This is a genomic window from Mycobacterium haemophilum DSM 44634 (assembly GCF_000340435.2).
GTDB lineage: Bacteria > Actinomycetota > Actinomycetes > Mycobacteriales > Mycobacteriaceae > Mycobacterium > Mycobacterium haemophilum.
The window spans coordinates 2,962,250-2,989,091 of sequence record NZ_CP011883.2 but is presented as its reverse complement, the minus strand read 5'-3'; the positions used below and the strand labels follow the sequence as shown (position 1 = coordinate 2,989,091).

At 66.2% G+C, this 26,842-nt stretch carries 22 protein-coding genes, 1 tRNA gene and 2 pseudogenes; 18 read left to right on the top strand and 7 right to left on the bottom strand.

Going from position 1 to position 26,842, the window contains the following annotated elements; all coding sequences use genetic code 11:
• Window positions 1-144 precede the first annotated feature (144 nt).
• Window positions 145-2,745 (top strand): alpha-glucan family phosphorylase, encoded by a 2,601-nt coding sequence (gene glgP, locus B586_RS14015; RefSeq protein WP_054879637.1) that lies wholly within the window; start codon window positions 145-147, stop codon window positions 2,743-2,745.
• Here the strand turns inward: glgP and B586_RS14010 are convergent.
• The 5 genes from B586_RS14010 to B586_RS13990 all read right to left on the bottom strand — a co-directional run bounded on the left by B586_RS14010 (window position 2,732) and on the right by B586_RS13990 (window position 14,990).
• The gene (locus B586_RS14010; protein ID WP_168162547.1) at window positions 2,732-7,192 is read right to left on the bottom strand and encodes a protein kinase domain-containing protein; all 4,461 of its coding nucleotides are present in this window, start codon (window positions 7,190-7,192) and stop codon (window positions 2,732-2,734) included. The two genes, glgP and B586_RS14010, sit on opposite strands and share 14 nt — an antisense overlap.
• Before the next feature lie 13 nt (window positions 7,193-7,205).
• Entirely contained in the window at window positions 7,206-8,081 is an 876-nt protein-coding gene (locus B586_RS14005) for a DegV family protein (RefSeq protein WP_054879639.1), read from the bottom strand.
• A gap of 141 nt (window positions 8,082-8,222) precedes the next feature.
• A complete protein-coding gene (locus B586_RS14000; RefSeq protein WP_082607631.1) occupies window positions 8,223-11,474 on the bottom strand; it encodes an MFS transporter in 3,252 nt (1,083 codons plus the stop codon).
• Window positions 11,475-11,606: 132 nt separating this feature from the next.
• A complete protein-coding gene (locus B586_RS13995) occupies window positions 11,607-13,631 on the bottom strand; it encodes an ATP-dependent DNA helicase (protein WP_054879640.1) in 2,025 nt (674 codons plus the stop codon).
• A gap of 3 nt (window positions 13,632-13,634) precedes the next feature.
• A complete protein-coding gene (locus B586_RS13990) occupies window positions 13,635-14,990 on the bottom strand; it encodes a nicotinate phosphoribosyltransferase (RefSeq protein WP_156406894.1) in 1,356 nt (451 codons plus the stop codon).
• Window positions 14,991-15,088: 98 nt separating this feature from the next.
• Here B586_RS13990 and clpS point away from each other — a divergent pair, with 98 nt between their 5' ends.
• The 11 genes from clpS to B586_RS13935 all read left to right on the top strand — a co-directional run bounded on the left by clpS (window position 15,089) and on the right by B586_RS13935 (window position 22,685).
• Complete coding sequence (gene clpS, locus B586_RS13985; protein WP_047315820.1) at window positions 15,089-15,406, top strand: ATP-dependent Clp protease adapter ClpS; 318 nt, start codon at window positions 15,089-15,091, stop codon at window positions 15,404-15,406.
• A 25-nt stretch (window positions 15,407-15,431) separates the two neighbouring features.
• Window positions 15,432-16,022: an oxidative stress transcriptional regulator AosR gene (gene aosR, locus B586_RS13980; protein WP_047315819.1), complete on the top strand. Its 591-nt coding sequence runs from the start codon at window positions 15,432-15,434 to the stop codon at window positions 16,020-16,022.
• Window positions 16,019-17,080 (top strand): P1 family peptidase, encoded by a 1,062-nt coding sequence (locus B586_RS13975; RefSeq protein ID WP_047315818.1) that lies wholly within the window; start codon window positions 16,019-16,021, stop codon window positions 17,078-17,080. Before aosR ends, B586_RS13975 begins: the two co-directional genes overlap by 4 nt.
• The gene (locus tag B586_RS13970; protein WP_054879642.1) at window positions 17,071-17,484 is read left to right on the top strand and encodes a M67 family metallopeptidase; all 414 of its coding nucleotides are present in this window, start codon (window positions 17,071-17,073) and stop codon (window positions 17,482-17,484) included. The genes B586_RS13975 and B586_RS13970 overlap by 10 nt, the downstream gene beginning before the upstream one ends.
• A gap of 41 nt (window positions 17,485-17,525) precedes the next feature.
• Window positions 17,526-17,798: a MoaD/ThiS family protein gene (locus tag B586_RS13965; protein WP_047315816.1), complete on the top strand. Its 273-nt coding sequence runs from the start codon at window positions 17,526-17,528 to the stop codon at window positions 17,796-17,798.
• Between the two features lie 9 nt (window positions 17,799-17,807).
• Entirely contained in the window at window positions 17,808-18,770 is a 963-nt protein-coding gene (locus tag B586_RS13960; protein WP_047315815.1) for a cysteine synthase, read from the top strand.
• A 73-nt stretch (window positions 18,771-18,843) separates the two neighbouring features.
• A complete protein-coding gene (locus tag B586_RS13955; RefSeq protein WP_047315814.1) occupies window positions 18,844-19,524 on the top strand; it encodes a rhomboid family intramembrane serine protease in 681 nt (226 codons plus the stop codon).
• Entirely contained in the window at window positions 19,521-20,363 is an 843-nt protein-coding gene (gene murI / locus B586_RS13950) for a glutamate racemase (RefSeq protein WP_047315813.1), read from the top strand. The genes B586_RS13955 and murI overlap by 4 nt, the downstream gene beginning before the upstream one ends.
• 72 nt (window positions 20,364-20,435) lie before the next feature.
• Window positions 20,436-21,218 (top strand): cyclic nucleotide-degrading phosphodiesterase, encoded by a 783-nt coding sequence (locus tag B586_RS13945; RefSeq protein WP_047315812.1) that lies wholly within the window; start codon window positions 20,436-20,438, stop codon window positions 21,216-21,218.
• A gap of 49 nt (window positions 21,219-21,267) precedes the next feature.
• Window positions 21,268-22,047 carry a ribonuclease PH gene (gene rph, locus B586_RS13940; protein ID WP_054879643.1) on the top strand — a complete coding sequence of 260 codons (780 nt, stop codon included), beginning with the start codon at window positions 21,268-21,270 and terminating at the stop codon, window positions 22,045-22,047.
• Window positions 22,044-22,685, top strand: coding sequence for a non-canonical purine NTP pyrophosphatase (locus tag B586_RS13935; protein ID WP_236971412.1), 642 nt, complete (start codon window positions 22,044-22,046; stop codon window positions 22,683-22,685). Before rph ends, B586_RS13935 begins: the two co-directional genes overlap by 4 nt.
• 54 nt (window positions 22,686-22,739) lie before the next feature.
• Here B586_RS13935 and B586_RS13930 read toward each other — a convergent pair whose 3' ends face one another.
• Window positions 22,740-23,084: a DUF3817 domain-containing protein gene (locus B586_RS13930; RefSeq protein WP_047315808.1), complete on the bottom strand. Its 345-nt coding sequence runs from the start codon at window positions 23,082-23,084 to the stop codon at window positions 22,740-22,742.
• The gene (locus B586_RS13925) at window positions 23,081-23,461 is read right to left on the bottom strand and encodes a lipoprotein LprD (protein ID WP_047315807.1); all 381 of its coding nucleotides are present in this window, start codon (window positions 23,459-23,461) and stop codon (window positions 23,081-23,083) included. Before B586_RS13925 ends, B586_RS13930 begins: the two co-directional genes overlap by 4 nt.
• Before the next feature lie 305 nt (window positions 23,462-23,766).
• Between B586_RS13925 and B586_RS13920 the strand changes: the two genes are divergently transcribed.
• From B586_RS13920 to B586_RS13900, 6 genes and pseudogenes are all read left to right on the top strand, one after another.
• Window positions 23,767-23,849, top strand: a tRNA-Leu gene (locus B586_RS13920).
• 132 nt (window positions 23,850-23,981) lie between these two features.
• Entirely contained in the window at window positions 23,982-24,722 is a 741-nt protein-coding gene (gene fabG / locus B586_RS13915) for a 3-oxoacyl-ACP reductase FabG (protein ID WP_047315806.1), read from the top strand.
• Between the two features lie 7 nt (window positions 24,723-24,729).
• A pseudogene (locus B586_RS21000) lies at window positions 24,730-25,185 on the top strand (2-methylfumaryl-CoA isomerase); the annotation flags it as partial.
• A pseudogene (locus B586_RS13910) lies at window positions 25,184-25,546 on the top strand (FCD domain-containing protein); the annotation flags it as partial. The pseudogenes B586_RS21000 and B586_RS13910, both read left to right, overlap by 2 nt.
• 296 nt (window positions 25,547-25,842) lie before the next feature.
• Window positions 25,843-26,142, top strand: coding sequence for a PE family protein (locus tag B586_RS13905; protein WP_047315865.1), 300 nt, complete (start codon window positions 25,843-25,845; stop codon window positions 26,140-26,142).
• A 78-nt stretch (window positions 26,143-26,220) separates the two neighbouring features.
• Window positions 26,221-26,826, top strand: a complete 606-nt coding sequence (locus B586_RS13900) for a PPE family protein (RefSeq protein WP_052915601.1) — start codon at window positions 26,221-26,223, stop codon at window positions 26,824-26,826.
• Window positions 26,827-26,842: the final 16 nt, after the last annotated feature.

Here is a 26,842-nt window from a genome sequence, read left to right as displayed (position 1 = left end):
GCACGGGGGCGACCCCCTGTACTTCGTCGCGGAATGCCCCATTGCCTACCCGATACCCACCCTAGTGTCTGGTCATACTCCCGCGGGTGAACGGTTGTTACGTGGTCCATGCGCGTACCGGGGTCCTCAGTAAGGTAGTGACGTGTGAAAGCCCTCCGCCGCTTTACCGTCCGTGCTCATCTACCCGACCGCCTCGCGGCGCTAGATCAGCTATCGACCAACCTGCGGTGGTCGTGGGATAAGCCGACGCAAGACCTGTTCGCGACCATCGACCCGACGCTGTGGGCGCAGTGCGGCAACGACCCGGTGGCGCTCCTGGGAGTGGTGAATCCGTCACGGCTGGACGAGTTGGCACTCGACGAAGGGTTCCTGGGCCGACTCGATGAGCTGGCTGCCGACTTGAGCGACTACCTAAGCCGTTCGCGGTGGTATCAACAGCAGCAGGCAGATGCGGCCCAATCAGCCCTGCCGACCGCCATCGCGTACTTCTCGATGGAGTTCGGCGTCGCCGAGGTGCTCCCCAATTACTCGGGCGGCCTCGGCATCTTGGCTGGCGACCACCTGAAGGCCGCCTCCGATTTGGGGGTGCCGCTGATCGCGGTGGGCCTCTACTACCGCTCCGGGTACTTCCGGCAGTCGTTGACCGCGGACGGCTGGCAACACGAGACCTACCCGTCGCTGGATCCGCAAGGGCTCCCGTTGCGCCTGCTCACCGCTGGCAACGGCGATCCTGTGCTGGTGGAGCTGACCCTGCCCGACTCCGCGCAGCTGCGGGCCCGGATTTGGGTCGCGCAGGTGGGCCGTGTTCCGTTGCTCTTGCTGGACTCCGACGTCCCGGAGAACGAGCACGAGCTGCGCGGCGTCACCGACCGTCTCTACGGCGGCGATCAGGAGCATCGCATCAAGCAAGAGGTCCTGGCCGGTATTGGCGGTGTGCGGGCGATCCGCGCGTTTACCACCATTGCGGGGCTGCCCGCGCCGGAGGTATTCCACATGAACGAGGGCCACGCCGGATTCCTCGGAATCGAACGCATCCGCGAATTGGTTACCGATTCGGAATTGGACTTCGACACTGCGCTGACGGTCGTGCGGTCCAGCACGGTGTTCACCACGCACACCCCGGTGCCTGCCGGTATCGACCGGTTCCCGGTCGAGCTGGTGCGGCGCTACTTCTCGGGTGCGCCCGCGCTGCTGCCGGGGGTGCCGGTAGAGCGAATCCTCGCACTTGGCGCCGAAGATGATCCGACCAAATTCAACATGGCCCACATGGGTCTGCGGCTGGCGCAACGGGCCAACGGCGTTTCGCTGCTGCACGGCCGCGTGAGCCGGGCCATGTTCAGCGAGCTGTGGCGTGGATTCGACCACGACGAGGTGCCGATTGGGTCGATCACCAACGGCGTTCATGCGCGTACCTGGGCGGCGCCGCAGTGGTTGCAGCTGGGACGCGAACTGGCCGGGTCGGATTCGTTCAGCGACCCCGGCGTCTGGCTCCGTCTGCAACAGGTCGATCCGGGCCATCTGTGGTGGATCCGCTCGCAACTCCGCTCGCAGCTAATCGATGACATCCGGGTGCGGCTGCGTCGCTCTTGGTTGGAACGCGGCGCGTCGGACGCCGAACTGGGCTGGATCGGGGCGGCCTTTGATCCGAATGTGCTGACCATCGGCTTCGCCCGCCGCGTTCCCACGTATAAGCGCCTCACCTTGATGCTGCGCGATCCGGATCGGCTGGAACGGCTGCTGCTCGACGACAACAAGCCGATCCAGTTGATCGTTGCCGGCAAGTCGCACCCCGCTGATGACGGCGGTAAGGCGCTGATCCAGCAGGTGGTGCGGTTCGCTGACCGGCCGCAGGTGCGTCACCGCATCGCCTTCCTGCCCGATTACGACATGTCGATGGCCCGAAAGTTGTACTGGGGCTGCGATGTTTGGCTGAACAATCCGCTGCGGCCGTTGGAGGCGTGCGGCACCTCAGGGATGAAGAGCGCTCTGAACGGCGGATTGAATCTTTCCATCCGCGACGGCTGGTGGGACGAGTGGTACGACGGCGAAAACGGTTGGGAGATACCGTCTGCCAGCAGCGTGGCGGACGAGACTCGTCGCGACGACCTGGAGGCCAGCGCGCTCTACGACCTCCTAGAACACGCGGTGGTACCGAAGTTTTATGAACGTGACGCACACGGGGTCCCGCCGCGCTGGATCGAGATGGTGCGGCACACCCTGCAGACGCTGGGGCCGAAAGTGTTGGCGTCCCGCATGGTGCGTGACTATGTCGAGCACTACTACGTGCCCGCGGCGCAGTCACTGCGCAGGACGGTCGCCGCGCCTGCGGGAGGTGAGAGGGTGGGCGAGGCGTTCAGCGCGGCCCGCGAGCTGGCTGCCTACCGGCGCCGCGTCGAAAAAGCGTGGCCCATGATCGACATCACCGACGTCGACAGCACCGGCTTACCCGATACCCCGGTGCTGGGGTCGAAGCTGACGCTGACCGCCACCGTGCAGCTGGCCGGACTGGGGCCCGACGAGGTGACGGTACAGGCGGTGCTCGGCAGGGTGGACGGCAGTGACGTGCTGCTGGATCCGGTTACCGTCGAAATGGCGCACATCGATACCGCCGAGGGCGGCAACGAGATCTTTTCGACGACAACGCTGCTGCCGCTGGCGGGAGCGGTCGGATACACGGTGCGGGTCCTGCCTCGCCATCCGATGCTCGCGGCCAGCAACGAGCTTGGTCTGGTCACCCTCGCCTAGCAGGCGGTCCCCACCGCACCTCATGGACTCGCTGCGTTTCCTGCAGACCCTTGAGCTGCTCCTCACGCGCGTCACCGAACTGAAACTCTTGATTGCCGGCGACCAGTTCGCGCAGCACCGACGACACGAGGATCTCGTTGCCCTGTGCCTTCGCCGCGATCCGTGCCGCGAGGATCACGTTGTGACCGTAGAAGTCCTCCTGCTCGCGGATCACCTCGCCAGCGTGCAGTCCGATCCTGACCTGCGGCACCCGGCTACCGGGACGATCGCGCCGCTCCGCGAAGTCGCGCTGGATCGCGATCGCACAGCGGATCGCGCTGCTGGCGCTGCCGAAAGCGACCATGAACCCATCGCCCTGCGATTTGACCTCAAAGCCGCGGTGCACGGCCAAGTGACGACGGATGACCGCGTTGTGGCCGTGCAGCAGCTTGAGCCACCGCTCGTCACCGAGCTGCTCGGTGAGCACCGTCGAGCCTTCGATGTCGGAGAACATGATCGTGACCGTTCCGTCGGGCGCCGCTACCGCGCGCAGGTCGGGCCGGTCCAGTTCGACCGATTGGGCGACGCTCTCGAGTCCCGTCCAGCCGAGCATCGACTCTTGCTGCTGGGCGTCCTGATGCCCGTGGCGAAGTCGCGCGAGTCGCTCGACTTCGGCGCGCATGCCAATGCGCCGCGCCAGCGCAAGCCCCTGGTCGATCAGGCCCATCGCCTTCTCGCGATCCGCTTGGTCAGCTCTGTTGAGCAGCGTGCGAGCGTATTCGCAGCAGACTCGCGGGGTCACATAGACGCAGCCGATCTCGGCGTTACGTGCCAGCGCCAGTTCGAAGTGGCGCACCGCATCCTCATCGCGGCCGGCCGCCGCGGCGGCGAAGCCGAGGAACGCCTGGTTGGAGCCGAGGCAGCCGGCTCCGGTGAGGAATAGTGTGCAGCGGTCCGCGTAGGGTGCCAACAGCTCGTACAGTCGGTCGGCTGCGTCGCTGTCGCCGACCGCCAGCGACGCAATGGAAAGCGCGCAGACCGACGTCACCCAGTCACTGGTTCGCACCAGCGCCTCGAAGCCATCGGCCGCAAGCTCCGCGAACCTGGCGCGGGCCTCATCGAGCTGGCCCGTCTCGGTGAGCAACCACACATACGCCGACGGCCACGCCTGGCCGTAGCGCGCGGCGGCCTCGCGGCCGGCGTCGGTCAGCTGCTCTAACCTGCCATCGGCCAACCTGATCAGGAACGACTGCGCACTAAATACGATTTCGGCCACCTCGCGCCGGACCCGCTGGCCAATCGGCAGGTTGCTTTGTGCGAGGCGCTCGGCCTCCGCAAGGCGCCCCTGCATGAGGGCCCGCATGGTGCGAAACACCGCCGCCTTCCACGCGTGGCGGGGCTGGTGCAGGTCGCCGGCCAGCCGGTCGCACGCCTCGATCTCGGCGTCGACCGCGTGAAAGTCGCCAAGCTGTGCGCGCGCGATGAGTGGCAGGTGGTGTCCCTCGAACTCCATATCGCGGTCACCGACGATGCGGGCGAGCCGCACCATCTCCTCGCCGGCCGCGACCGCCTCTTCGATCCGGTCGGGGCCTAACGTCGACCACTGCCGGCTATGCATGGCCAGCAGCAGGATTTTCGGGTCGCCAACGCGTTCAGCCATTTCCACTGCTTGTGCGCTGGCCTGGCTGGCTGCCGCTAGCGTCCCTTTGCAGCGCAGCTCGAGCGCCAGCCGAGCCAGCACCCGCACCCGCAGCGCGCTGTCTCGTGCCGGCAACACCTCGAGCGCCTCGTACAACATCGTCACCAGCTGCTCATCGGCACGCACGGTAATCGCGAAGCCGCCCCAATTGCCGGCTCCGTATCCCAGTGCGGCACGGGCGTAGTGGTCATCGAGTGCCAGTTCACGCGCCGTCGCCGCCGCCTCCCTGAAGGTTTCCCGGGCCCCCTCGGTGTCGCCGGACCGCAGTCGGGCATCCCCGAGCGCCAACAGCAGGTCGCACCGGCGCCGTGGCACCACCTCCGAGAGCGTGTCGAACAGCCGCAGCGACGTCTCGAACAAGCTCACTGCGTCTTCATAGGCGTAGGTCGCCGCTGCCCGTTCGGCCGCCCACCATGCGTAGTCGGCGGCCCTGGCGATGTCACCGCGTGGAGCCGCCTTCGCGAAGTGGTACGCGATCGCAGACAGATGCGACTCGATGCGCTCTTCATAAATTTGCTCGAGCGCGTCGCCGGCGGCGATGTGCAGCTGGGCGCGGCGCAGCGTCGGGAGGTCGTCGTACAGCGCGTCGCGGGTAGCGCCATGAGCGAAGACATACCGGCCGGCCTCGCCGACAGGTTGCCGCACGATCGTTCCGTCGAGCGCAGGCTGCAGCCGGCTGAGTACGGCGTCTGTCTCGAGCTCGCTGATCCGCGTCAGGACCTGCACATCGAATTCACGCCCGATCACCGCGGCTGTCGACAGCAACTCGACCGTCTCAGCCGGCAGCTTCTCCAACCGACGGGAGACCACCTCGCGGACACCCCGGGGGATGCCGAGTTCCTGGCCTTCCCGCACATCGACAAACCACCGTCCGTCGCGCCAGCTGAGCGCTGCAGAGTCGATCAGGTGGCGGATGATTTCCTCGGCGAAGTACGGGTTGCCCTCCGACTCTCGACACACGGTGTCGGCGAGCGCGAGCTCATGCCGCTGCTCCAGCCGTTGCTGCAGCACCGCTTCGAGCATCGCCTTGACATGTTGATCGGCAAGTCCGCGCAGCCTGATGCGCGCATAGCCGCGTTCCTTGCTGAGCGCGGTGAGCACCTGGTTCAGGTAGTGGTCGCCGGTGAGTTCGTCGTGACGGTAGGTGCCCAGCAAAAACACGCTGGAGCGGGGCAGCTCGCGGGCGATAAACGACAACAGCATCAGCGAGGGCCGATCGGCCTGGTGCAGATCTTCCAGGAAAATCGCCAGCGGGCGGCGCTCAGCAGCGCCGATGAGGAACCTCGAAACCGAATCGAACAACCGGAATCGGGCCTGCTCGGCGTCGAGCACGGGCGACTCGGGGATTTCCGGCATCTGCTCGCGGACCTCGGAAACGATCTGTGCGATCTCAAACGCGCCCGAGCCCAAGTCAGAAGCCACCGTCTTAGCGTCGTGCTCGCGGGCATAGTCGCGGATCACCTGGACCCAGGGCCAATAGGCGGGAGCGCCCGCGCCCGCATAGCAGCGGCCCCATAACACCTGCGCGCCCCGCAGTGCGGCATAGGCTGCGACTTCGGCGGCAAGCCGGGTCTTGCCGATGCCGGACTCACCACTGACCAGCACCGAGCGTCCGTGGCGGCCGATGGCGTCATCGATCGCCTCGCGTAATTGCTGGGTCTCACGGTTGCGCCCGATGAACGTGCTGTCGGTGATCCGCTCGAGCGCCGCAGCGTCGTGAATCGAGGTAGTGTCGCCGGTGATCGCGGCGGCGATCACGTTGAGCGTGTCGCGAACCTCGGGTGCCTCTTGCGGGCGGGCATCCGGCGACTTCGCCAGCATCTTCAGCAGCAACTGGTCAAGCGCGGCCGGAACAGCGGAGCGATGTGCGCTCGGCGCCAGCGGCGCGGTCGACACATGCTGGGACACCACTGCGGCGGCTGACTCGCCCACGAATGGCGGTATGCCGCAAAGTAATTCGTAGAGCAGGGCGCCAAGCGAATAGATGTCCGAACGCGCATCGGCGGCACGGCCGAGACCCTGCTCGGGCGACATATAAGCGACGGTTCCGATGATGGTTCCCTCGCGTGTCAGGCGCGAGCTGCTTTCGGCGACGGCAAGCCCGAAATCGCCGAGCTTGGCGGTGCCGTCGGGCGCCAACCACACGTTCTGGGGTTTGACGTCACGATGCACCACACCATGGCTGTGCGCGTGCGCGAGCCCGTTGGCGACGTCTGCCCCGATGCGAACGACGTCTTTGACCGCGAGCCGGTGGTCGGCCGCGTCGGATAGCAGGGCTTGCAGGTCACCGCCGGCCATGTACTGACTAATCAGGTACAGCTGACCCGCGGTCTCGCCGAAGTCATAGACGTTGACGACATTGGGGTGCTCGCCAAGCCTGGCCATTGCCTCAGCTTCCCGGCGCGCGCGACGCATGCCGGTCTCGTCCGAGCCGTCGGCCTTGAACACCGCGGCGGCCACGTCGCGGTGTAGGCGCGTGTCGGTGGCAAGGTAGACCCGTTTGCCGGCACCTTCGCCAAGCAGCCGACCGACCGTGTAACGCCCGTCCGACAGTGTCGGCGGGGCGGGCGCGCTGGCGGGTTGCGCCGGCTCGGACCCGACGCTCAGCTTGGTGCCGCATTCGTCGCAGAAACTGAGCGAGCCAGGGTTGCGCGCACCACACTGCGGGCATACCACCTCGATCGCGAGCCGCATGCCACAGCTGCCGCAGAACTTGGCCTGAGGCCGGTTGGCGGTCCCGCAGTTGCGGCATTCGACACTCGCGACCATGTTCATCGGTTTGCTATCCGCCGTCCAGCGCGATGCCGGGAAGACCTCCGACCCACAACGATCCGGGACCGTAGTTGACGGCAATCACCGGTCCAGCCTCGGTGACCAGCAACGGCTTGGTGCCGAACAGCCCGCCGAGCCGCTCCACCAGCTGCTGCGCGTCCTCGGGTGCCTGCGTGTGATGCACGAACCAGCGATCGGCGCCCGCCACGCGGCGTTGTCGCATCAGTTCGACCAGGCGTTCACTGCCGCGTTTGCGGGTGCGTACCCGCTCGACGGCCTTGGTTTCCGATTCGATCGTGATGATCGATTTGAGGTCAAGCGCGGAACCGATCCACGCGGCGGCGCTCCCGGCTTTGCCGCCGCGCCGTAAATACTCGAGCGTCTCGACGAGGACCCATAACCTGACCTCTTGGCGCGCCCGGCGGACCCGCTCGATCACAGCCAAGCGGTCATGTCCCGCGGCCGCGGCGCGCGCGGCGGCCAGCGCCTGAACTCCCATATGTCCGCCCGTGCCGGCCGAGTCGATCACCACCACGCGCTCACCACCGCGCCCCTCGGATTCCAGCCGCGCCGCAGCCTGGCGCGCGTTCGAGCAGGTTTCGGAAAAGGCCGAGGTGAGTAGCACCGCGACAATGGCGCTGTGGGTCTCCAGCAGCTGCTGGAACACCGCGAGGTAATCGTCGACGGTGGCCGGCATCGTCGTGGCGTCGCCGTTCGACGCCGCCAGCTCTCGGTAGAACCTGTCTAGATCGCCGTCGAATTCCGACTCGCGTAGCCGGCCGTAACCCAGGTCGTAATACATCGACACCACCGTGATGTCGAGGCTGTCGATGAGATGAGCCGGCAAGGCGCAATTGCTGTTGGTAACCACTGCGATATCAGCCATGCGCACTCTCCCGCTCGGAAATATACGCCCGAGTAGCGGGGTTCGCGATGGCGTTCAGGTGGCATCGCGGATGGTCAGCTCGACGCCGGGAACACCGCCGCGGCAGCCTCTTTTGCGTTGATCAGTGGACCCGTGTGGCACCTATCGGTGCGCTAGCGCCATGATCTGCGGCATGACTTCGCGGGCAGCGATCCGGCCTGCCTCGCGGGCGCGGTCGATCTGGTGGAACTCCAGGAATCCGACTTCGCTGACATCTGGGCGGATCGCCAGGTCGGCGTGGGCCAGCTCCGCCGCCGATGCCATCCCGCTGCCAATCGTCATGGTGCGCATCAGGGTGTCGACGATGCTCGGCACTTGCGGCGTGCTGGAGGTGAGGTCGTCGGCGCTGTCGGCGCCGATACGGACGGCGATCACCGGGCCTTCGTCGCTGGCCAACGCGGCTACCGGCAGGCTGTCCAGCACGGCCCCGTCGACGTGCAGCGTGCCGTCATAGATCTGCGGCGCGTACAAGCCGGGCACCCGCATCGAACAGCCGATGACATCGGCGAGACGGCCTCGCCGATGCACGACGGCCCGCCGAGCCAGCAGGTCGACGCTGACACAGCGGAATTGCTTCGGCAGCTCCTCCACCAGCAACCCGCCAAAGCCGCTCTGCAGAGCGGCCAGGGTGCGCCGCCCACGAATGAGTCCCTTGCTCGGCACGGTGTAGTCGGAGATCAAGCTGTTACGCAGGAAGTACTCGTAGACATAGGCGTCTATCGCGGTTGCGTTCATGCCCGTGGCAGCAAGGGCCGCGATCATCGCGCCCATGCTGGTACCGGCGAACCGGTCAACCGTCAGCCCGGCCGCCTCCAGCTCCTCCAACACCCCCAGGTGGGCGAATCCGCGTGCCCCGCCACTGCCGAGTACCAGCCCGATCGAGCGACCCGCGATGCGCGCGGCGAGTGGGCGCAGGTCGGCGGCCGCGTGTCCTGGTCGAATCGCATGCATTGACCGCGGCGTGATCAATTCCTCCCACCTGCGGCGGTGTTCACGCTGGGCGTGCGGGCCTGCCAACACCAGGTCGGCGCCAACCGCACGCGCCGGCAGCGGAGCTGAAGGTGGTGTCGGATCGGCAACCACCAGCACGACGCGGTCGGCGACGCGCAAGCAAAAGTCGCGCCAGCCTGCGTCGTCGGCCGCAGCCTGCAGCACCACTTTGTCCGCAGCAAGCTCCGCGTTTTCCAGCCCGTCGCGGTCGACGCGGCCGGGATTCACCGCTCGCAGCCGCTGTGACAGCGCGGCGACCAGCTCGGTGGCCACCATCGACACGGGTGCGGGGGTGTCGATGCCGACAACCGCGACGACCACTTCCGGCGCGGGTGGGTACGGCACCGCCGGTGGCGGCGCCTGATGCAGCCGGGTGGCCAGAACCTGGACCAGCGCCTCGAACACGCCCGAGTCGGCGATCTTGTTGAAGTCCGCCTTGCCCAGGCGCACCAGGGTGGAGTCGCGCACCGCGCGAATTGATGCGGATCGGGGCGCGTCGATCAGCAAGCCAAGTTCGCCGACGACCTCACTGCGGCCCAGCTCCCGGACGATGATGTCGTTCTGGATCACCTGCAGACGGCCGTGACGCAGCACATACAGACAGTCGGATACCTCACCCTGGTGGAACAGGTACGCGCCTGCCTCCAGCTCAACGTGCTCGGCGCGGTCCCGCAGTTCGGCTAGGGCGACCGCATCCAACCCGGCAAACAGCGGCAGAGCTGCCAGCAGATCGACCTCGTGGGAAGCGGCCGACCGGTGTTGGCTGGGCGCGAATTCCGGCTGCGGCATGGGCCGCGGCGTCAGCGGGTCACCGCGTGGCGCGGGCGCCGACTCCACCACTTCGGCAGCGCTGTGGCGGACGCGGCCCAAAAACAGCCCTGCCATCGCGACCAGCGCAAAGCAGATCGCGGCCAGCACCCATCCTCGCCGCAGCCCCGGTTCGAACGCTCCCCGAGCCGGCGTCCCGATCACGACCACCAGGAGCGCGATGCCAAGCACAGCGCCGAGTTGGCGAGCACTGCTGACCACTGCCGAAGCAGTTGCGTAGCCGCCGCCAGCGGCCAGCCCAGCCAGGGCGGCACTGCCGAGCACCGGCAGCGTTGCGCCGACTCCGATGCCCTGTAGCAGCTGGCCGGGCAGCCACGCACCGAGGAAATTGGGCGTCGACCCGACGCGCTCGATATACCAGAGCAGGCTGCCGGCCCACATCAGTGCGCCGGCGACGATGATCACGCGGTAACCACGCCGATCGGCGACGCGGCCCAGTACCGCGGCGACAACGGCTGCAACCAGTGCGGCTGGGGCGATCGCCAGGCCCGCTTGCAGTAACGTATAACCCCACACGTAGTTCAGGAACAGCACATGCGTGAGCAAGTAGCCGTAGAACCCGGCGCTCGCGATGATGGTGAGCACATTGCCGGCCACGAACGACCGGATCCGCAACAACGCGGGGTCAATGAGCGGTGCAGGGTGGTAGTGCGAGCTGAGCACAAAACCAGCCATCGCGACCGCCCCGGCCAGCCCCGACCCGATGGTTGCCGCGCTGACCCAACCCCAGTCTGAACCCTTGACCAACCCCAGCGTCACAAACCCAAGCGCGATGGCCAGCAGTGACGCCCCGCGCAAATCAGGCGCATGCCGCCGCCCTGGGGCGCGGCTTTCGACGAGTCCCCGCCGGGCCACCACCACTGCCACCACCCCTAGCGGAAGGTTCACCAAAAACACCCACCGCCAGCTCGCGACCTCCACTAGTGCGCCGCCGATCGGCGGGCCGAGGCCCGAGGCGAGCGCCGCCGCCGAACCCCACAGGCCGATCCCGCGCGCCCGGCGTGCGACCTCGAAGCCTTCGACGACCAACGCAAGTGATGCTGGTATCAATACCGCGGCGCCGATGCCCTGCAGCACGCGGAACGCAACCAACTGCTCGACGCTGCCGGCCGCCGCGCATAACACGGACGCGGCCGTGAACAGCACTACGCCATAGATAAACATCCGTTTGCGCCCCAGCAGGTCGGCGATCCTGCCGCCGGTCACCAGACACGCGGCTAAGACGATGTTGTACGCGTTGAGCACCCAGGACAGGCTGCTGATGTCCTGGCTAGCGAAGTACCGCTGGATGGCCGGGAAGGCGACGTTGACGACCGTGGAGTCGAGAAACGCCAGGAAAGCGCCGAACGCCGCCACCAGCAGCACCGCGGTCGACGAGGGCTTGCGACGCTGGGTGAGCGGGGCGGCGTGTTGGCCACGATGGCGTGGTCTGCCTATCCAGATCGTGTCGGATTCGACAGCGGCGGCGATCCGGGCGTCCTGGTCCGTCGCGTGCTGCGCAGTGCGGCTCCGTCGAGTCCCAATTCTGTACGGCATGACGCATCTCCATCCAGTGCGGCTGCTGCCAACCCTGATTCGGTTACTGAATGTGGGGGCGCTGGGTCCGCGGTTGATCGTAGTTGGCGGTGCTGGCCTCGATGCAGGAATCGTTTGACTTCGACCTTCGGATCATGCCGGTGCGTCCAGCGCGGTGCGCAGCCGTGCCAGCGCCTGGCGGACTTGCGTGGCGTCGGTGGTCTCCCAGAACGGCGGCAGCGACGCACGCAGGAAGCGGCCATAGCCGGCGGTGACCATCCGAGGGTCGAGCACCGCAACCACTCCGCGGTCGGTGCCGCGGCGCAACAGCCGGCCCGACCCCTGCGCCAGCAGCAGCGCGGCGTGGCTGGCGGCGACCGCCAGGAAACCGTTGCCGCCGTGGGCGGCCACTGCCCGCTGGCGAGCGCTCAACAGCGGGTCATCCGGCCGGGGGAACGGAATACGGTCGATGAGCACCAACGACAACGATGGCCCCGGTACATCGACACCCTGCCATAGCGACAGCGTGCCGAACAGGGAGGTAGCCGCGTCGGCGGTGAACTGCTCGACCAACGCCGACGTGCTGTCGTCGCCCTGACACAGCACCGGTGTGGGCAGCCGCTCGCGTATGGCCTCGGCGGCGGCCCGGGCGGCCCGCATCGACGAAAACAGCCCCAGGGTGCGCCCACCGGCCGCGGCGATGAGTTCGGCGATTTCGGTCAGCTGCTCGGCGGAGCCGGTGCCGTCGCGGCCTGGCGGCGGGAGATGGGCCGCGACGTAGAGGATTCCCGCCTTAGCGTGGTGAAATGGCGAGCCGACATCGATGCCACGCCAGGGCAGATCGTCGGTGCCTTCCTCCGATCCGGCCAGGCCCCACGCTGCGGCCATCGCGTCGAAGGATCCCCCGACCGTCAGCGTTGCCGAGGTCAGCACGGTGGTCGAACGGGCGAACACCTGGTTGCGCAGCAGGCCGGCCACTGACAGCGGCGCCACCCGCAGCACGGGGCGCGGCGCGCCCCGATTGTCCTCGTGATCCAGCCAGACCACGTCGGTGCGATCTGGGATAGCGGGCGCAAACGACGTCAGGATTCGTGATGCGGTATCGGATATCTCGCTCAGTGCCGCAACCGCTTCGGCACGCACTGACGCGACCGTGGCGGGACTTGTTTGGCTGCTGGTGTTGATGGCCGACCGTGCCGCATTGGCCGCGTCGCGCAGTGCGGTCAGGTAGGTCGCCATCTCGTCATCGAGGTGGTCGATGCGGCCCGGTCTGATGATCTGGGCGTCATGAATCGCCGCGGCCAAGGTGGCTGTTGTCGCCTCCAGCCGTTGGGTCAGTTCGGGATCGACCAATCGGGTGATGCGTCGGGCGGCGACACCGAGGGCCGCCGACGTCAGCTCCGCGGTGGCCACCGACGTCACCCGGTCCACCAGTTCGTGTGCTTCGTCGATCACCAGCAGCGTGTGTTCGGGTAACACCGCCGATTCGGCAACTGCGTCGATGGCCAGCAGCGCGTGGTTGGTGACCACGATATCGGCGGCAGCGGCACGGCCGCGGGCTCGTTCGGAGAAGCACTCCGAGCCAAACGGGCAGCGAGCCACGCCAACACATTCCCGTGCCGACACGCTGACCTGCGACCAGGACCGATCGCCGACACCGGGCTTGAGATCGTCGCGGTCACCGGACTCGGTCGTCGACGCCCAAGCGGTCAGCCGTTGCACGTCGCGACCCAACGCGGTGACCGCCATCGGGTTGAACAGTTCTTCCTGCGGCCGTTCTTCCTCGGCGTCTGGCTCACCGGCAGCACTGCCGTGGATTTTGTTCAGGCACAGGTAGTTCCGTCGGCCTTTGAGCAATGCGAACTGCGGCCGGCGGGGTAGCGCGTCAGCGAGCGAATCGGCCAGCCGCGGCAGGTCACGATCGACGAGTTGACGCTGCAATGCGATCGTCGCCGTCGAGACGACGACCGGGGTGTCGTCGCTGACGGTGCGAACTATCGCAGGAATTAAGTAGGCCAGCGACTTGCCGGTGCCGGTGCCGGCCTGCACGACGAGGTGCTCGCCGGTTTCGAAGGCGTGCGCGATGGCGGTGGCCATCTCTAGCTGGCCGCTTCGTTGGCTGCCGCCGATTGCGGCCACCGCGATGGCCAGCAGCTCGGGCACTGACAGGTTTGACACGGCTTAAGCCGGGATCTGCCGCGTCGGGATCGCCGCGTCGCCGTGCGCCAATTTCAGCCCCTCCCACGGCAGGCTGTGCAGCCCGGACGCCACCAGTTTGCGCGCTGCGGCCAGTGCGCCGCCATCGGTGTCGGCGACAACGCGCCCCGCCCGGGCCAGTGGAATGGTCAACATCCGGCACGGTTCGGTGCTGGCGGGTGCGCGGCCCGCCGGATAGACGACCTCCTCGGTGATGGTTCCGCTGGCACGCGACACTCGCAGCGCCTCTTTGCGGCCTCCGCGGGATTCCTTGTGGTTACTGCGTTTCTGGACTGCCATGCCGTCAACTTCGACCAGTTTGTAGACCATGTTCGCGGTGGGCGCGCCCGAGCCGGTGACCAGCGACGTGCCGACGCCGTAGCTGTCCACCGGCTCGGCGCGCAACGCGGCGATGGAGAACTCGTCAAGATCGCCGGACACCACGATGCGGGTCTTGGTGGCGCCCAGCTGGTCGAGCTGTTCGCGCACCTGGCGGGTCAGCACCCCCAGCTCGCCGGAGTCGATGCGGACCGCACCCAGCGTGGTACCGGCGGCGGCCACCGCATTGGCCACGCCGGTCGTCACGTCATAGGTGTCCACCAACAGCGTGGTGTCGACGCCCAGCGCGTCGACTTGAGCGTGAAACGCGGCGAGTTCCGTCACTTCGGGTGGGGCGTCATCGCGACTATGCAACATCGTGAACGCGTGGGCGGCGGTGCCCCCGGTCGGTATTCCGTAGCGCCGCTGGGCCTCTAAGTTCGATGTCGCGGCAAAACCGGCGATATAGGCGGCGCGGGCCGCCGCGACCGCGGCGCGCTCGTGGGTCCGTCGCGATCCCATCTCGATCAGCGGGCGTTCCCCGGCGGCACTGACCATGCGAGCAGCCGCCGCCGCGATCGCGCTGTCGTGGTTGAAGATCGATAACACCAGCGTTTCGATCACCACGCATTCGGCGAAGGTTCCGCGCACCGATAGGATGGGCGACCCGGGAAAGTAGAGCTCACCCTCGGCGTACCCATCGATGTCGCCGCCGAACCGAAAACCGCGTAGATAGTTCAACGTGTCGGAGTCGAGGAATTGGGCCAGCAACTGGCAGGCGTCGTCGTCGAACCTGAACTGCGGCAAGGCTTCCAGCAATCGGCCGGTTCCGGCGACCACCCCGTAACGGCGACCCTCCGGGAGTCGGCGGGCGAACACTTCAAATGTGGTCTGGCGGTGAGCGGTGCCGTCGCGCAACGCCGCCGCCAACATGGTCAACTCGTACCTGTCGGTCAGCAGCCCAGCTGGGTCTAGATTGCCGGGCTCTCCCCCTCGCCGCTGCGCGGCTGGGGGTGCCCCCACAACGGGCCGTATCGGCCCGCATTGTCGCCCAGCTAAGACCGAGTCGTTCATCCCGCAACGGTAACGGCTGCCAGCACCGGCTCGGTATCGTATAGGCCATGGTTGTAACGTCAGCGCCGACAGAGCCGAAGGTGAGGCCGGGCACTACCGGACAACGCGAGGCCGCTCCGGTAGACGTCACGGCCTGTCCATGGGTGACGATTGTGTGGGACGACCCGGTCAACCTGATGACGTATGTGACGTACGTGTTCCAGAAACTGTTCGGCTACAGCGAGCCGCATGCCACCAGGCTGATGCTGCAGGTTCACAACGAAGGTAAGGCAGTGGTGTCGGCGGGCAGCCGGGAGTCTATGGAGGTCGACGTGTCCAAACTGCATGCCGCCGGTTTGTGGGCGACGATGCAGCAGGACCGGTGAGATCCGAGGGTATCCGGGATCGTCCGTGCGCAAATGGAAGCGCGTTGAGACCGCCAACGGTCCCCGTTTTCGGTCCGCCTTGGCGCCGCACGAGGCTGCCCTGCTCAAGAACCTCGTCGGCGCGATGCTCGGTTTGCTGAACGAGCGCGAATCTTCCTTGCCGCCAGACGAACTTGAGGAAATCACCGGTATCAAAGCCGGGAATGCGCAGCGTCCGGGGGACCCGACGCTGCGTCGGCTGCTGCCCGACTTCTACAAGCCAGACGACAAGGACCACTTAAACCCGTCGGCTCTCGATGCCGCCGATAGCCTCAACGCCGCGTTGCGCAGTCTGCACGAACCGGAGATCATCGACGCCAAACGTGTTGCTGCACAGCAGTTGTTGGACACGGTTCCGGAAAACGGCGGCCGGTTGGAACTAAGCGAAGAAAGTGCGAATGCCTGGATCGCTGCGGTCAACGACCTTCGACTGGCGCTCGGTGTCATGCTTGAGGTCGGCCCCCAGGGACCCGAACGGGTGCCAGCCGACCATCCGCTGTCCGCGCACTTCGACGTCTACCAGTGGCTGACGGTGTTGCAGGAATACCTGGTTTTGGCGCTGATGGCGACCCGATGAACTCCATCACTGACGTCGCGGGTATCCAGGTTGGCCACTACCACAGGCTTGATCCTGACGCGTCCCTCGGTGCGGGCTGGGCCTGCGGTGTGACCGTCGTGCTGACACCGCCCGGGACGGTTGGTGCGGTCGATTGCCGGGGTGGCGCGCCGGGCACCCGGGAGACTGACCTGCTCGACCCAGCCAACAGTGTGCGGTTCGTTGACGCGGTGCTGCTCGCCGGCGGCAGTGCCTACGGTCTGGCGGCCGCCGACGGCGTCATGCGCTGGCTGGAGGAACACGAGCGCGGCGTGGAGATGCGCGGCGGAGTGGTGCCCATCGTGCCGGGCGCGGTGATTTTCGATCTGTCAGTCGGCGGCTTTCACTGCCGGCCGACAGCGGACTTCGGCTACCAAGCGGCTGCGGCGGCTTTTGACGGCCCCATCGCGGTCGGAACGGTCGGCGCCGGGGTGGGGGCGCGGGCTGGCGCGCTCAAGGGCGGCGTCGGCACCGCGTCGATCGCGCTGGCGTCGGGGGTGACGGTGGGCGCGGTGGTGGTGGTGAACTCTGTCGGCGACGTCGTCGACCGGGCCACCGGTCTGCCGTGGATGGCGGACCTGATCGAAGAGTTTGCGCTGACGCCACCCCCGGCCGAGCAGATCGACGTGTTCGCGCGGCTGCCCTCCCCGCTGGACCCACTGAACACCACGATCGCCGTGGTGGCGACGAACGCCGCGCTGAGCCCGGCCGCCTGCCGGCGCGTCGCCATAGCCGCGCACGACGGCCTGGCTCGCACCATCCGGCCGGCGCACACCCCGCTGGACGGCGATACGGTGTTCGCGCTGGCGACCGGGGCCGTCGAGGTAGCCTCGGGGGCCGTTGGGAACACCGCGCCCGCGGCGATGTCTCCGGACACGAGGCTGGTCGCCGAGGTGGGCGCGGCCGCGGCCGATTGCCTGGCGCGGGCGGTGCTGGCTGGGGTGCTGACCGCCGAGTCGGTCGCTGGAATACCGACTTACCGCGCCATGTTGCCCGGAGCATTCAGGACCTCAATCGGAGAGGGCAATCGTTGTTGGTGATTCGTGCTGACTTGGTGGCTGCGATGGTGGCCCACGCGCGTCGCGACCACCCTGACGAAGCGTGCGGGGTGCTGGCCGGTCCAGAGGGTTCCGGTCGCCCCGAGCGCCACATCCCCATGGTCAACGCCGAGCGGTCGCCGACGTTCTACCGATTCGACGCGCACGAGCAGCTCCACGTGTGGCGGGCGATGGAAGACGCGGGTGAGGCCGCCGTCGTCATCTATCACTCGCACACCGCGACCGAGGCGTATCCCAGCCGTACGGATGTGAACCTGGCCGCCGAACCGGACGCACACTACGTGCTGGTGTCCACCCGCGACCCAGACCGTCACGAGCTGCGCAGCTACCGCATTGTCGACGGCGCCGTCACCGAAGAGCCCGTCACTGTCGTCGAAAAGTACTGAGCAGACCCCGAAAGTCTCCCAAGAGTCCAAGAAAGGCCCGCATGAGCGTCACCGTTTCCATCCCGACCGTCCTGCGGCCGCACACCGGTGGCCAGAAGCGCGTATCCGCCAGCGGCGACACACTGGGCGCGGTCATCAGCGACCTGGAGTCCAACTACTCGGGTATCTCCGAGCGCCTGATCGATAACGGCAAGCTGCACCGCTTCGTGAACATCTATGTCAACGACGAGGACGTGCGATTTTCCGGCGGCCTAGACACCGCGGTAGCCGACGGTGACTCGGTCACCATCTTGCCCGCCGTGGCAGGTGGGTGAGCGGAGCATATGACGCGATACGACTCGCTGTTAGCCACCCTGGGCAACACGCCGCTGGTCGGTCTGCAGAACCTGTCGCCACGATGGGGAGATGACCCGCACGTGCGGCTATGGGCCAAGCTCGAGGACCGCAATCCGACCGGGTCGATCAAGGACCGGCCGGCGCTGCGGATGATCGAGCAGGCCGAGGCCGACGGGCTGCTGGCGCCGGGTGCGACGATTCTCGAACCCACCAGCGGTAACACTGGTATCTCGCTGGCGATGGCAGCTCGGCTTAAGGGGTACCAGCTGATCTGTGTGATGCCCGAGAACACGTCGACGGAGCGGCGCCAGCTGCTGGAGCTCTACGGCGCGCGGATCATGTTCTCGCCGGCCGAGGGCGGATCCAACACCGCGGTAGCCACCGCCAAAGAGCTGGCCGCCGCGAATCCGTCGTGGGTGATGCTGTATCAGTACGGCAACCCGGCCAACACCGACTCGCACTACTGTGGCACCGGTCCCGAGCTGCTTGCCGACTTACCCGAGATCACTCACTTCGTCGCCGGCCTAGGCACCACGGGCACCCTGATGGGTACTGGCCGATTCCTACGTGAGCGTGTTCCCGGCGTCAAGATCGTGGCCGCCGAACCCCGCTACGGTGAGGGGGTGTATGCGCTGCGCAACATCGATGAAGGATTTGTGCCCGAGCTGTATGACCCGGACGTGCTGACCACCCGGTACTCGGTGGGCGCCGCCGACGCCGTGCGTCGCACCCGAGAGCTGGTGGATTCCGAAGGCATCTTTGCTGGCATCTCAACCGGCGCGGTGCTGCATGCCGCCTTCGCGATGGGATCCGCGGCGCTAGCTGCCGGTGAACGCGCTGACATCGCGTTGATAGTCGCCGACGCCGGCTGGAAGTATCTGTCCACCGGCGCCTACGCCGGTAGCCTGGATGATGCCGAGAACGCCCTGGACGGGCAGCTATGGGCATGACCCGCGCCGGCGACGATGCAGAGCGAAGCGATGAGGTGGGGGTACCGCCCGCTTGCGGGGGAGAGCGGCGCTCATGAACCAGCCGGCGAAAAATCTGGGCCATAAACCGGCGACCGAGACAAACAGGCGGCCCCGGTGGATGGTGGGCGGGGCCACGATCCTCACCTTCGTGGCGTTGCTATACCTCGTCGAGCTGATTGATCAGCTGACCCGGCATTCCCTGGATGCCAATGGGATCAAGCCGTTGAAAACTGACGGCCTTTCGGGGGTCATCTTCGCGCCCGTGCTGCACGCCAACTGGCAACACCTGATGGCCAATACGATCCCGCTGCTGGTACTTGGGTTTCTGATGACGCTGGCCGGATTGTCCCGGTTCGCCCTCGCCACCGCGATGGTGTGGATCCTCGGCGGCTTCGGCACCTGGCTTATCGGCGATCTGGGCAGCAGCTGCGGCCCGACCGACCACATCGGGGCCTCCGGCCTGATCTTCGGCTGGCTGGCCTTCCTTCTGGTGTTCGGGTTGTTCGTCCGTAAGGTGTGGGACATCATCATCGGGCTGGTGGTCTTATTCGCATACGGCGGCGTGCTGTTGGGTGCCATGCCGGTGCTCGGCAGATGCGGCGGCGTGTCGTGGCAGGGCCATTTGTGTGGCGCGATCGCAGGTGTCGTGGCCGCGTATCTGTTGTCCGTGCCGGAACGTAAGGCCCGCGCACTCAAAAAAGCCGGCACCGGTTCGCCGCGCGGAAAGACATGAGCTCGTCGTCCCCTGCCGGCCGGCGGGGACCCCAGTTGCCCGTCGGGGTTTTCGACTCCGGCGTCGGCGGATTGACGGTCGCGCGGGCGATCATCGACCAGCTGCCCGACGAGGACATGGTGTATGTGGGCGATACCGGCAACGGCCCGTACGGACCGCTGTCCATCCCCGAGATTCGTGCGCACGCGCTGGCCATCGGTGACGACCTGGTTGGCCGCGGCGTCAAGGTCCTGGTGATTGCGTGCAACACCGCGTCCGCGGCGTGCCTGCGCGACGCTCGTGAGCGCTACGACGTGCCCGTCGTCGAGGTCATTTTGCCGGCCGTGCGCCGTGCGGTTGCCGCCACCCGCAACGGCCGCATTGGGGTCATCGGCACCCAGGCCACCATCACCTCGCACGCGTACCAAGACGCGTTCGCCGCCGCCCGCGACACCGAGATCACCGCGGTGGCGTGCCCACGCTTTGTCGACTTCGTCGAGCGCGGGGTCACCAGTGGTCGTCAGGTGCTCGGACTGGCTGAGGGTTATCTGGAACCGCTGCAGCGCGCCGGGGTCGACACGCTGGTGCTGGGTTGCACGCACTACCCGCTGCTGTCCGGACTGATCCAACTGGCGATGGGCGAAAACGTCACGCTGGTCTCCAGCGCCGAGGAGACCGCCAAGGAAGTGCTGCGGGTGCTCACCGAAAGAGACGTGCTGCGTCCACATGACGCGCCGCCCGCCACCCGGGTCTTCGAAGCCACCGGTGATCCCGAGGCGTTCATTGGGTTGGCTGCGCGATTTCTCGGTCCCGCGGTGAGTGGCGTTCAACCGGTGCAGCCTCATTCTCGTGTCCACTAGGTGGGTGCAAGAGATTCTGATCACCTTAATGGGCAATGTTTTCCTCATCCTGGTATCGGGCATGGCACAGTAGTGACCGTGCGAATAACCGTGCTCGGCTGCTCCGGCAGTGTGGTGGGTCCGGATTCGCCTGCGTCGGGTTATTTGCTCCGAGCCCCGGACACCCCGCCGTTGGTTCTTGACTTCGGCGGGGGAGTGCTCGGGGCGCTGCAACGGCATGCGGATCCCGGCTCGGTGCATGTGCTGTTGTCGCATCTGCACGCCGACCACTGCTTGGACATGCCCGGACTGTTCGTGTGGCGTCGCTATCACCCGTCGCGCCCCGTCGGCAAGGCATTGCTGTACGGCCCCGGTGATACCTGGTCGCGGTTGGGGGCGGCGTCGTCACCGTACGGCGGGGAGATCGACGATTGTTCGGACATCTTCGATATTCACCACTGGGTCGACGGGGAACCGGTGACACTGGGAGCGCTGACGATCGTGCCGCGGTTGGTGGCTCACCCAACGGAGTCCTACGGCCTGCGGATCACCGATCCCAGCGGTGCGTCGCTGGTCTATAGCGGCGACACCGGTAGCTGCGACCAGCTCGTCGAACTGGCTCGGGACGCGGACGTCTTCCTCTGCGAGGCGTCCTGGACACACTCGCCGGACCGGCCGTCGAATCTGCATCTGTCGGGCACCGAGGCCGGGCGGGCTGCGGCGCAGGCAGGTGTCCGCGAGCTGCTGCTGACGCATATCCCGCCGTGGACCTCGCGTGAGGACGTGATCAGCGAGGCCAAAGCAGAGTTCGGTGGTCCGGTGCACGCGGTGGTGTCCGGTGAGATGTTCGATATTCAAGCCCCCGAACGGGTCTGAGCCGGGCTGGGTCTGATTGCCCGACTGCCACACGTCTAGGGTTGGCGTCGTGTCCAAACGAGAAGACGGTCGCCTTGACGACGAGCTTCGCGCGGTGGTCATCACCCGCGGGTTCACCGAACACCCGGCGGGTTCGGTGCTCATCGAATTCGGTCACACCAAGGTCATGTGCACCGCTACCGTCACCGAGGGAGTGCCGCGCTGGCGGAAGGGATCGGGTATGGGGTGGCTCACCGCGGAATACGCGATGCTGCCGTCGGCCACCCATACTCGTTCGGAACGCGAATCGGTGAAGGGTCGGCTGTCCGGGCGCACCCAGGAGATCAGCCGGCTGATCGGGCGGTCATTGCGGGCGTGCATCGATCTGGCGGCGCTTGGGGAGAACACCATCGCTGTCGACTGCGACGTGTTGCAGGCCGACGGTGGCACTCGCACCGCGGCCGTCACCGGCGCCTACGTGGCGTTGGCCGATGCGGTGACTTACCTGTCGGCGGCGGGCCGGCTATTAGATCCCAGGCCATTATCGTGTGCCATCGCCGCGGTCAGCGTCGGCGTGGTCGACGGCAGGATTCGGGTGGACCTGCCTTACGAGGAAGACTCGCGGGCCGAGGTCGACATGAACGTCATCGCGACCGACACCGGGACGCTGGTGGAGATTCAGGGGACCGGTGAGGGCGCGACGTTCCCACGTTCGACGCTGGACAAGCTGCTCGACATGGCACTGGGTGCTTGCGACACGTTGTTCGCCGCACAGCGTGATGCGTTGGCGCTGCCGTACCCGGGTGTGCTGCCCGAGGGACCGCCACCGCCGAAGGCGTTCGGAAGCTGACAGCGGCGCTTGTGACTCAGCTGCTGGTCGCCAGCCGTAATCGGAAAAAGCTGGCCGAGCTGCGCCGCGTGCTCGACGGTGCTGGGGTGTCGGGGCTGACGCTGGTGTCGCTGAACGACGTGGCGCCGTTCGATGAAGCGCCCGAAGCCGGCGCCACCTTCGAGGACAACGCGCTAGCTAAGGCGCGCGACGCGTTCGCAGCGACGGGTCTGGCGACTGTGGCCGACGACTCCGGTTTGGAGGTGGCCGCTTTGCACGGCATGCCGGGAGTGCTGTCGGCGCGCTGGTCAGGTAACCACGGCGATCCCGACAGTGATGCCGCCAATACCGCGCTACTGCTGGCGCAGTTGCGCGATGTGCCGGACGAGCGGCGCGGCGCGGCATTCGTGTCGGCCTGCGCGTTGGTATCGCGGTCTGATGAAATCGTCGTCCGAGGCGTGTGGCCGGGCACGATCGCCAGGGAGCCGCGCGGTGACGGCGGGTTTGGCTACGACCCGGTCTTCATTCCTGACGGCCCGGACATGGCAGGCCGCACAGCGGCTCAATTAAGCCCAGCGGAGAAGGACGCGGTCTCGCATCGCGGCCGTGCGTTGGCGCTGCTGGTGCCCGCGCTGCGTGCCCTTGCCGCGCGAACGTGAAACCAGCCGCACGTTCGAGCTCGAGTGTGCGGCCAGCTTCACGTTCGACCGTGCCTAAAACCCGAAGCGGGCTTTGATGTCTTTGGTTTGGAAATGCTCGACGATGATGCCCAGCAGTGGGATGGTGCCGGCTAGCAGCACACCGACGGTTTTGCCGATCGGCCATCTGACCTTGATGGCGAGGTTGAACGCGGTCAACACGTAGACGAAATACACCCAGCCGTGCACCACTTCGATCCACCGGATTTCGTGGTGGAAGGCGAGGTGCGAGACGATCTCGTAGCACAGTGCGATGAGCCAGATACCCGTTGTCCAGGCCATGATTCGGTAGCCACGTAGCGCGGTGCGGATCTTCTCAACGGGAAAGGCGGGTGCTTGGGGTGTCTCGGGTGTGGTCATGCGGTGGTCCTGTTCTGTTTTTCGGCGTCTTGCTTGGCCAGCTCGGCTAGGTAGGCGTTGTACTCCCGTAGGGCGGGATCGTCTGGTGGCTGCTGCGCGGGCTTGGGGCGAGCGGGCAGCAGTTCGGGTGGAATTTCGGTGATGCAGTCCGCGTTCCGCGGCTGCGGGGGCGACTCTTCATAGCGCACGAAGTTGCGGTACGCGTAGAGGCAGAACCCGGCGAACAGCGGCCACTGTAACGCATAGCCGAGATTCTGGAAGGTACCCGAGGCCGACTGAAACCTGGTCCACTGCCACCAGCCCAGGGCCAGGCAGCCACCGGCGGCAACGATCGCCAAGGCGATCAGCGCGGGCCTGCGACGACGTGTAGTGGACACTCCTTGACGGTACCGCTCACGACTTGGCCCGACGAATTCATCGAGGCGCGCCACCCAAGGTTGTCGAGCGCCGCGCAGAACGATCCACGACATAGGAGTATGCCGCGGCCGGAAGTGCGGAAAAGTCATGACCGACGCCGCAGCCCGGTCCACTCGCTAGCCTTGGTCGAATCTGTGGTCGGCGTCGCCTGTCCAGCACCGTCGGTCGCGGCACACGGCAGACCCGCACGCCGCTCGGCTTTCGTCGGTTATGGGCTAAGCTATGCCGCGCCACCGACGAGCAAGCGATAAGATCGCGAGGTTCCGCGGGCGTGGCGAAACGGTATACGCGCCGGCTTTAGGTGCCGGTGCTCGAAAGAGCATGTGGGTTCGACTCCCTCCGCCCGCACTCTTGCACCAAACAGGTCGCGGTGTTGTTCGATGTAGCGCCCGTCTGTGCGGGATGGCCGGTGATGTCGTCACGATTCCTCGAATCCGTGCAGAACTTCGGCGAGGATCCTATAGGAAATATGATTTCCAGGTGGCGTTGCTGAGCGGTCAGATCGCGGTAGTCACCGGCGGTGCACAAGGTCTGGGTCTGGCCATTGCCGAGCGGTTCGTCGCAGAGGGCGCGCGGGTGGTGCTCGGTGATGTGAACCTCGAGGCGACTGGAGTTGCGGCGAAGCAACTGGGTGGCGCGGATGTCGCCTTGGCAGTGCAGTGTGATGTGACCCGGGCCGCCGATGTTGACACCCTTGTTCGGACTGCTGTCGAGCAGTTCGGTGGACTGGACATCATGGTCAACAACGCCGGGATCACCCGCGACGCGACGATGCGCAAGATGACCGAAGAGCAGTTCGACGAGGTCATCGCGGTACACCTGAAGGGGACGTGGAACGGTACCCGGATGGCCGCGGCGATCATGCGGGGCAACAAACGTGGCGCAATTGTGAACATGTCGTCGGTGTCGGGCAAGGTCGGCATGGTCGGTCAGACCAATTACTCGGCGGCCAAGGCCGGGATCGTGGGGATGACCAAGGCCGCGGCCAAAGAGCTTGCCTACCTAGGTATTCGGGTGAACGCGATCGCTCCCGGATTGATTCGTTCGGCCATGACCGAGGCAATGCCGCAACGCGTTTGGGACGCAAAGGTGGCGGAGGTTCCGATGGGGCGGGCCGGGGAGCCCAGCGAAGTAGCCAGCGTCGCTCTGTTCCTCGCCTCCGATCTGTCGTCGTATATGACCGGAACCGTTCTGGAAGTCACTGGCGGTCGACACATCTGAAGCCAGCAGAATGGTCGTCGAGGGCGACGGCATTGTCGTGACCAACGCCGGCTTGTCGTGGCTAAGTCATGATCGCCTGCCCGTCAAGCGTTCCGATGTCATCCATGTTCAGCTGCTTGGGCGCGGTGACAGTTCCACCGGCATGGATTACACCGTGAACGCGAGTGCCGGATTCCCGCTCGTCACCGGTCTGGCCAATCATTGCGGGCCGATCAACCATGTGTTGCCGGCCTGGGATGTGTGCTGTGGCCTGTACGCCGCGCTGGCCACGGCGGGAAACCTCGGGTTCTTGACTGAGCCTCAGGTGAATGGGACACAACGTCCGCGTCTAGGCAACGCCATCTACGGCCAGTACGGCCGGGATTTCGCCAGTCGTGATGGGGCCGCGTTCATGGTTGTCGCGTTGACCGGGCGGCACTTTCGCGACTTGGTTGAGGTAACCGGGACCGGGGCAGCGGTGGCAGTTGGAAGACACCTATGCCGGAACCGACGACGAGCGGACGGTTCGCCTCAACCACGAGTTTCATCGGGCCATCAATATTGCGGCGGACTCGCCGAAGCTTGCCCAGCTGATGTCACAGATTACCCGCTACGCACCTGAATCGGTGTTCCCCACCGTCGGGGGCTGGCACGACCAGTCGATACGGGATCATCGGCGGGTCTTGTCTGCGCTCGAGAAACACGATGACAAGCTCGCCCGGACTGCGATGTCGGAACACCTTGCCGCCACAGCTATTCCGTTGATCGACCACCTTGTTGTGCGTGGCGTGGTTGCCGAAGCGAGCCATCCGCTATCTCGGCGGCGGCGCAATACGGCGAGTTGAGGGCCGGACATGGCTGCTCCGGTCAGCCTGGTTTTGCCAATGCACCCGCTCGAACACGCCGAGGCATACCGCTTGTGGTCGGTTCTGCGGCCGCTGCAGTGGATTTCTGTGGGATCAACTTCCGGCTGATTTCGGTCTAGGGTGTGTTTGCACGCTAGGCTTCAGCAGCTTACGTCGAGTTAACCATGAAGTTCGTCGTATAACTGTGCGCAATGGCAATCGCTCCGTACCGCCTAGGCCGGCGGTGTGGACAGCACGAGCAATTGCTTAAGTTCTTGATGAGGAGCGAAGTCGGCATGTCTTTTGTGACCACAGTCCCCGAGGCGATGGAGGAGGCGGCTGTTTTGGTGGAGTACGTCCATGCTCATATGGTTAACAGCAGTGCGGCGGCGGCGCCGGGTACGACCGCCGTTGTGCCCCCGGCTAACGACGCGGTGTCGAAGAAGGTGGCGGCGCACCTCGCCAGGCACGCGGCGAACTATCAAGAGATCAGCGCGGAGTCAGCGCTGAGCCTTGACAGGTACTGGGCAGCCTTGTCGGACGGCGCCGCTGCCTATTCGGCCGCTGAGGCCGAGAACACCAGGGCCTTCAACTGATCTCGCTGAAGGCGACACCGGCACAGCAGACCTCGGCACCAGTGGCAGCATCCGTTGCCAACCGGAAGGAACAACGAGATGTATTTTGGAGCGCTACCACCGGAGGTGAACTCTGCCAACATGTATGCGGGCGCGGGCGCTGACTCAATGTATGCCGCCGCCAACGATTGGCAGGACTTGGCGAGTGAGCTGAATATAGCCGCTACGGGGTTTGATGGCGTGTTCTGCGCGCTGCAGCGAGAGTGGCTGGGTCCGACGGCGATACGCATGGCCGAGGCGGCCTTGCCGTATAAGTGGTGGCTGTGGGCCGTGTGGCGGCATGTCATTGTGTCCGCCAAACAGACCCTGATCCTCGCGGAGGCCTATGAGGCAGCGTTTGAGATGACGGTGCCTCCGGAGTACATCGCATGGAACCGCGCTGAGTTGCAGACGCTGATCGCGGACAACGCGTTCGGGCAAAACGTTGCGGCGATCGCGGGCCTCGAGGAGCAATATGACGAGTTCTGGGCCCAGGACGTCGAGGCGATGGATACCTACGCAACTAGGGCGTTGGATGCGTTGTCGGCAGTGACCCCATTTAAGACGGCGCCGCAGATCACCGGCGAGCTCAGGCCGGTACCCGAGGCCGTCGCGGTTTCTAGCGGGTCAGCAACAACGCCCTCGTCAATCAGCCCAGCCTGGTAATGAACAAACGTGACGT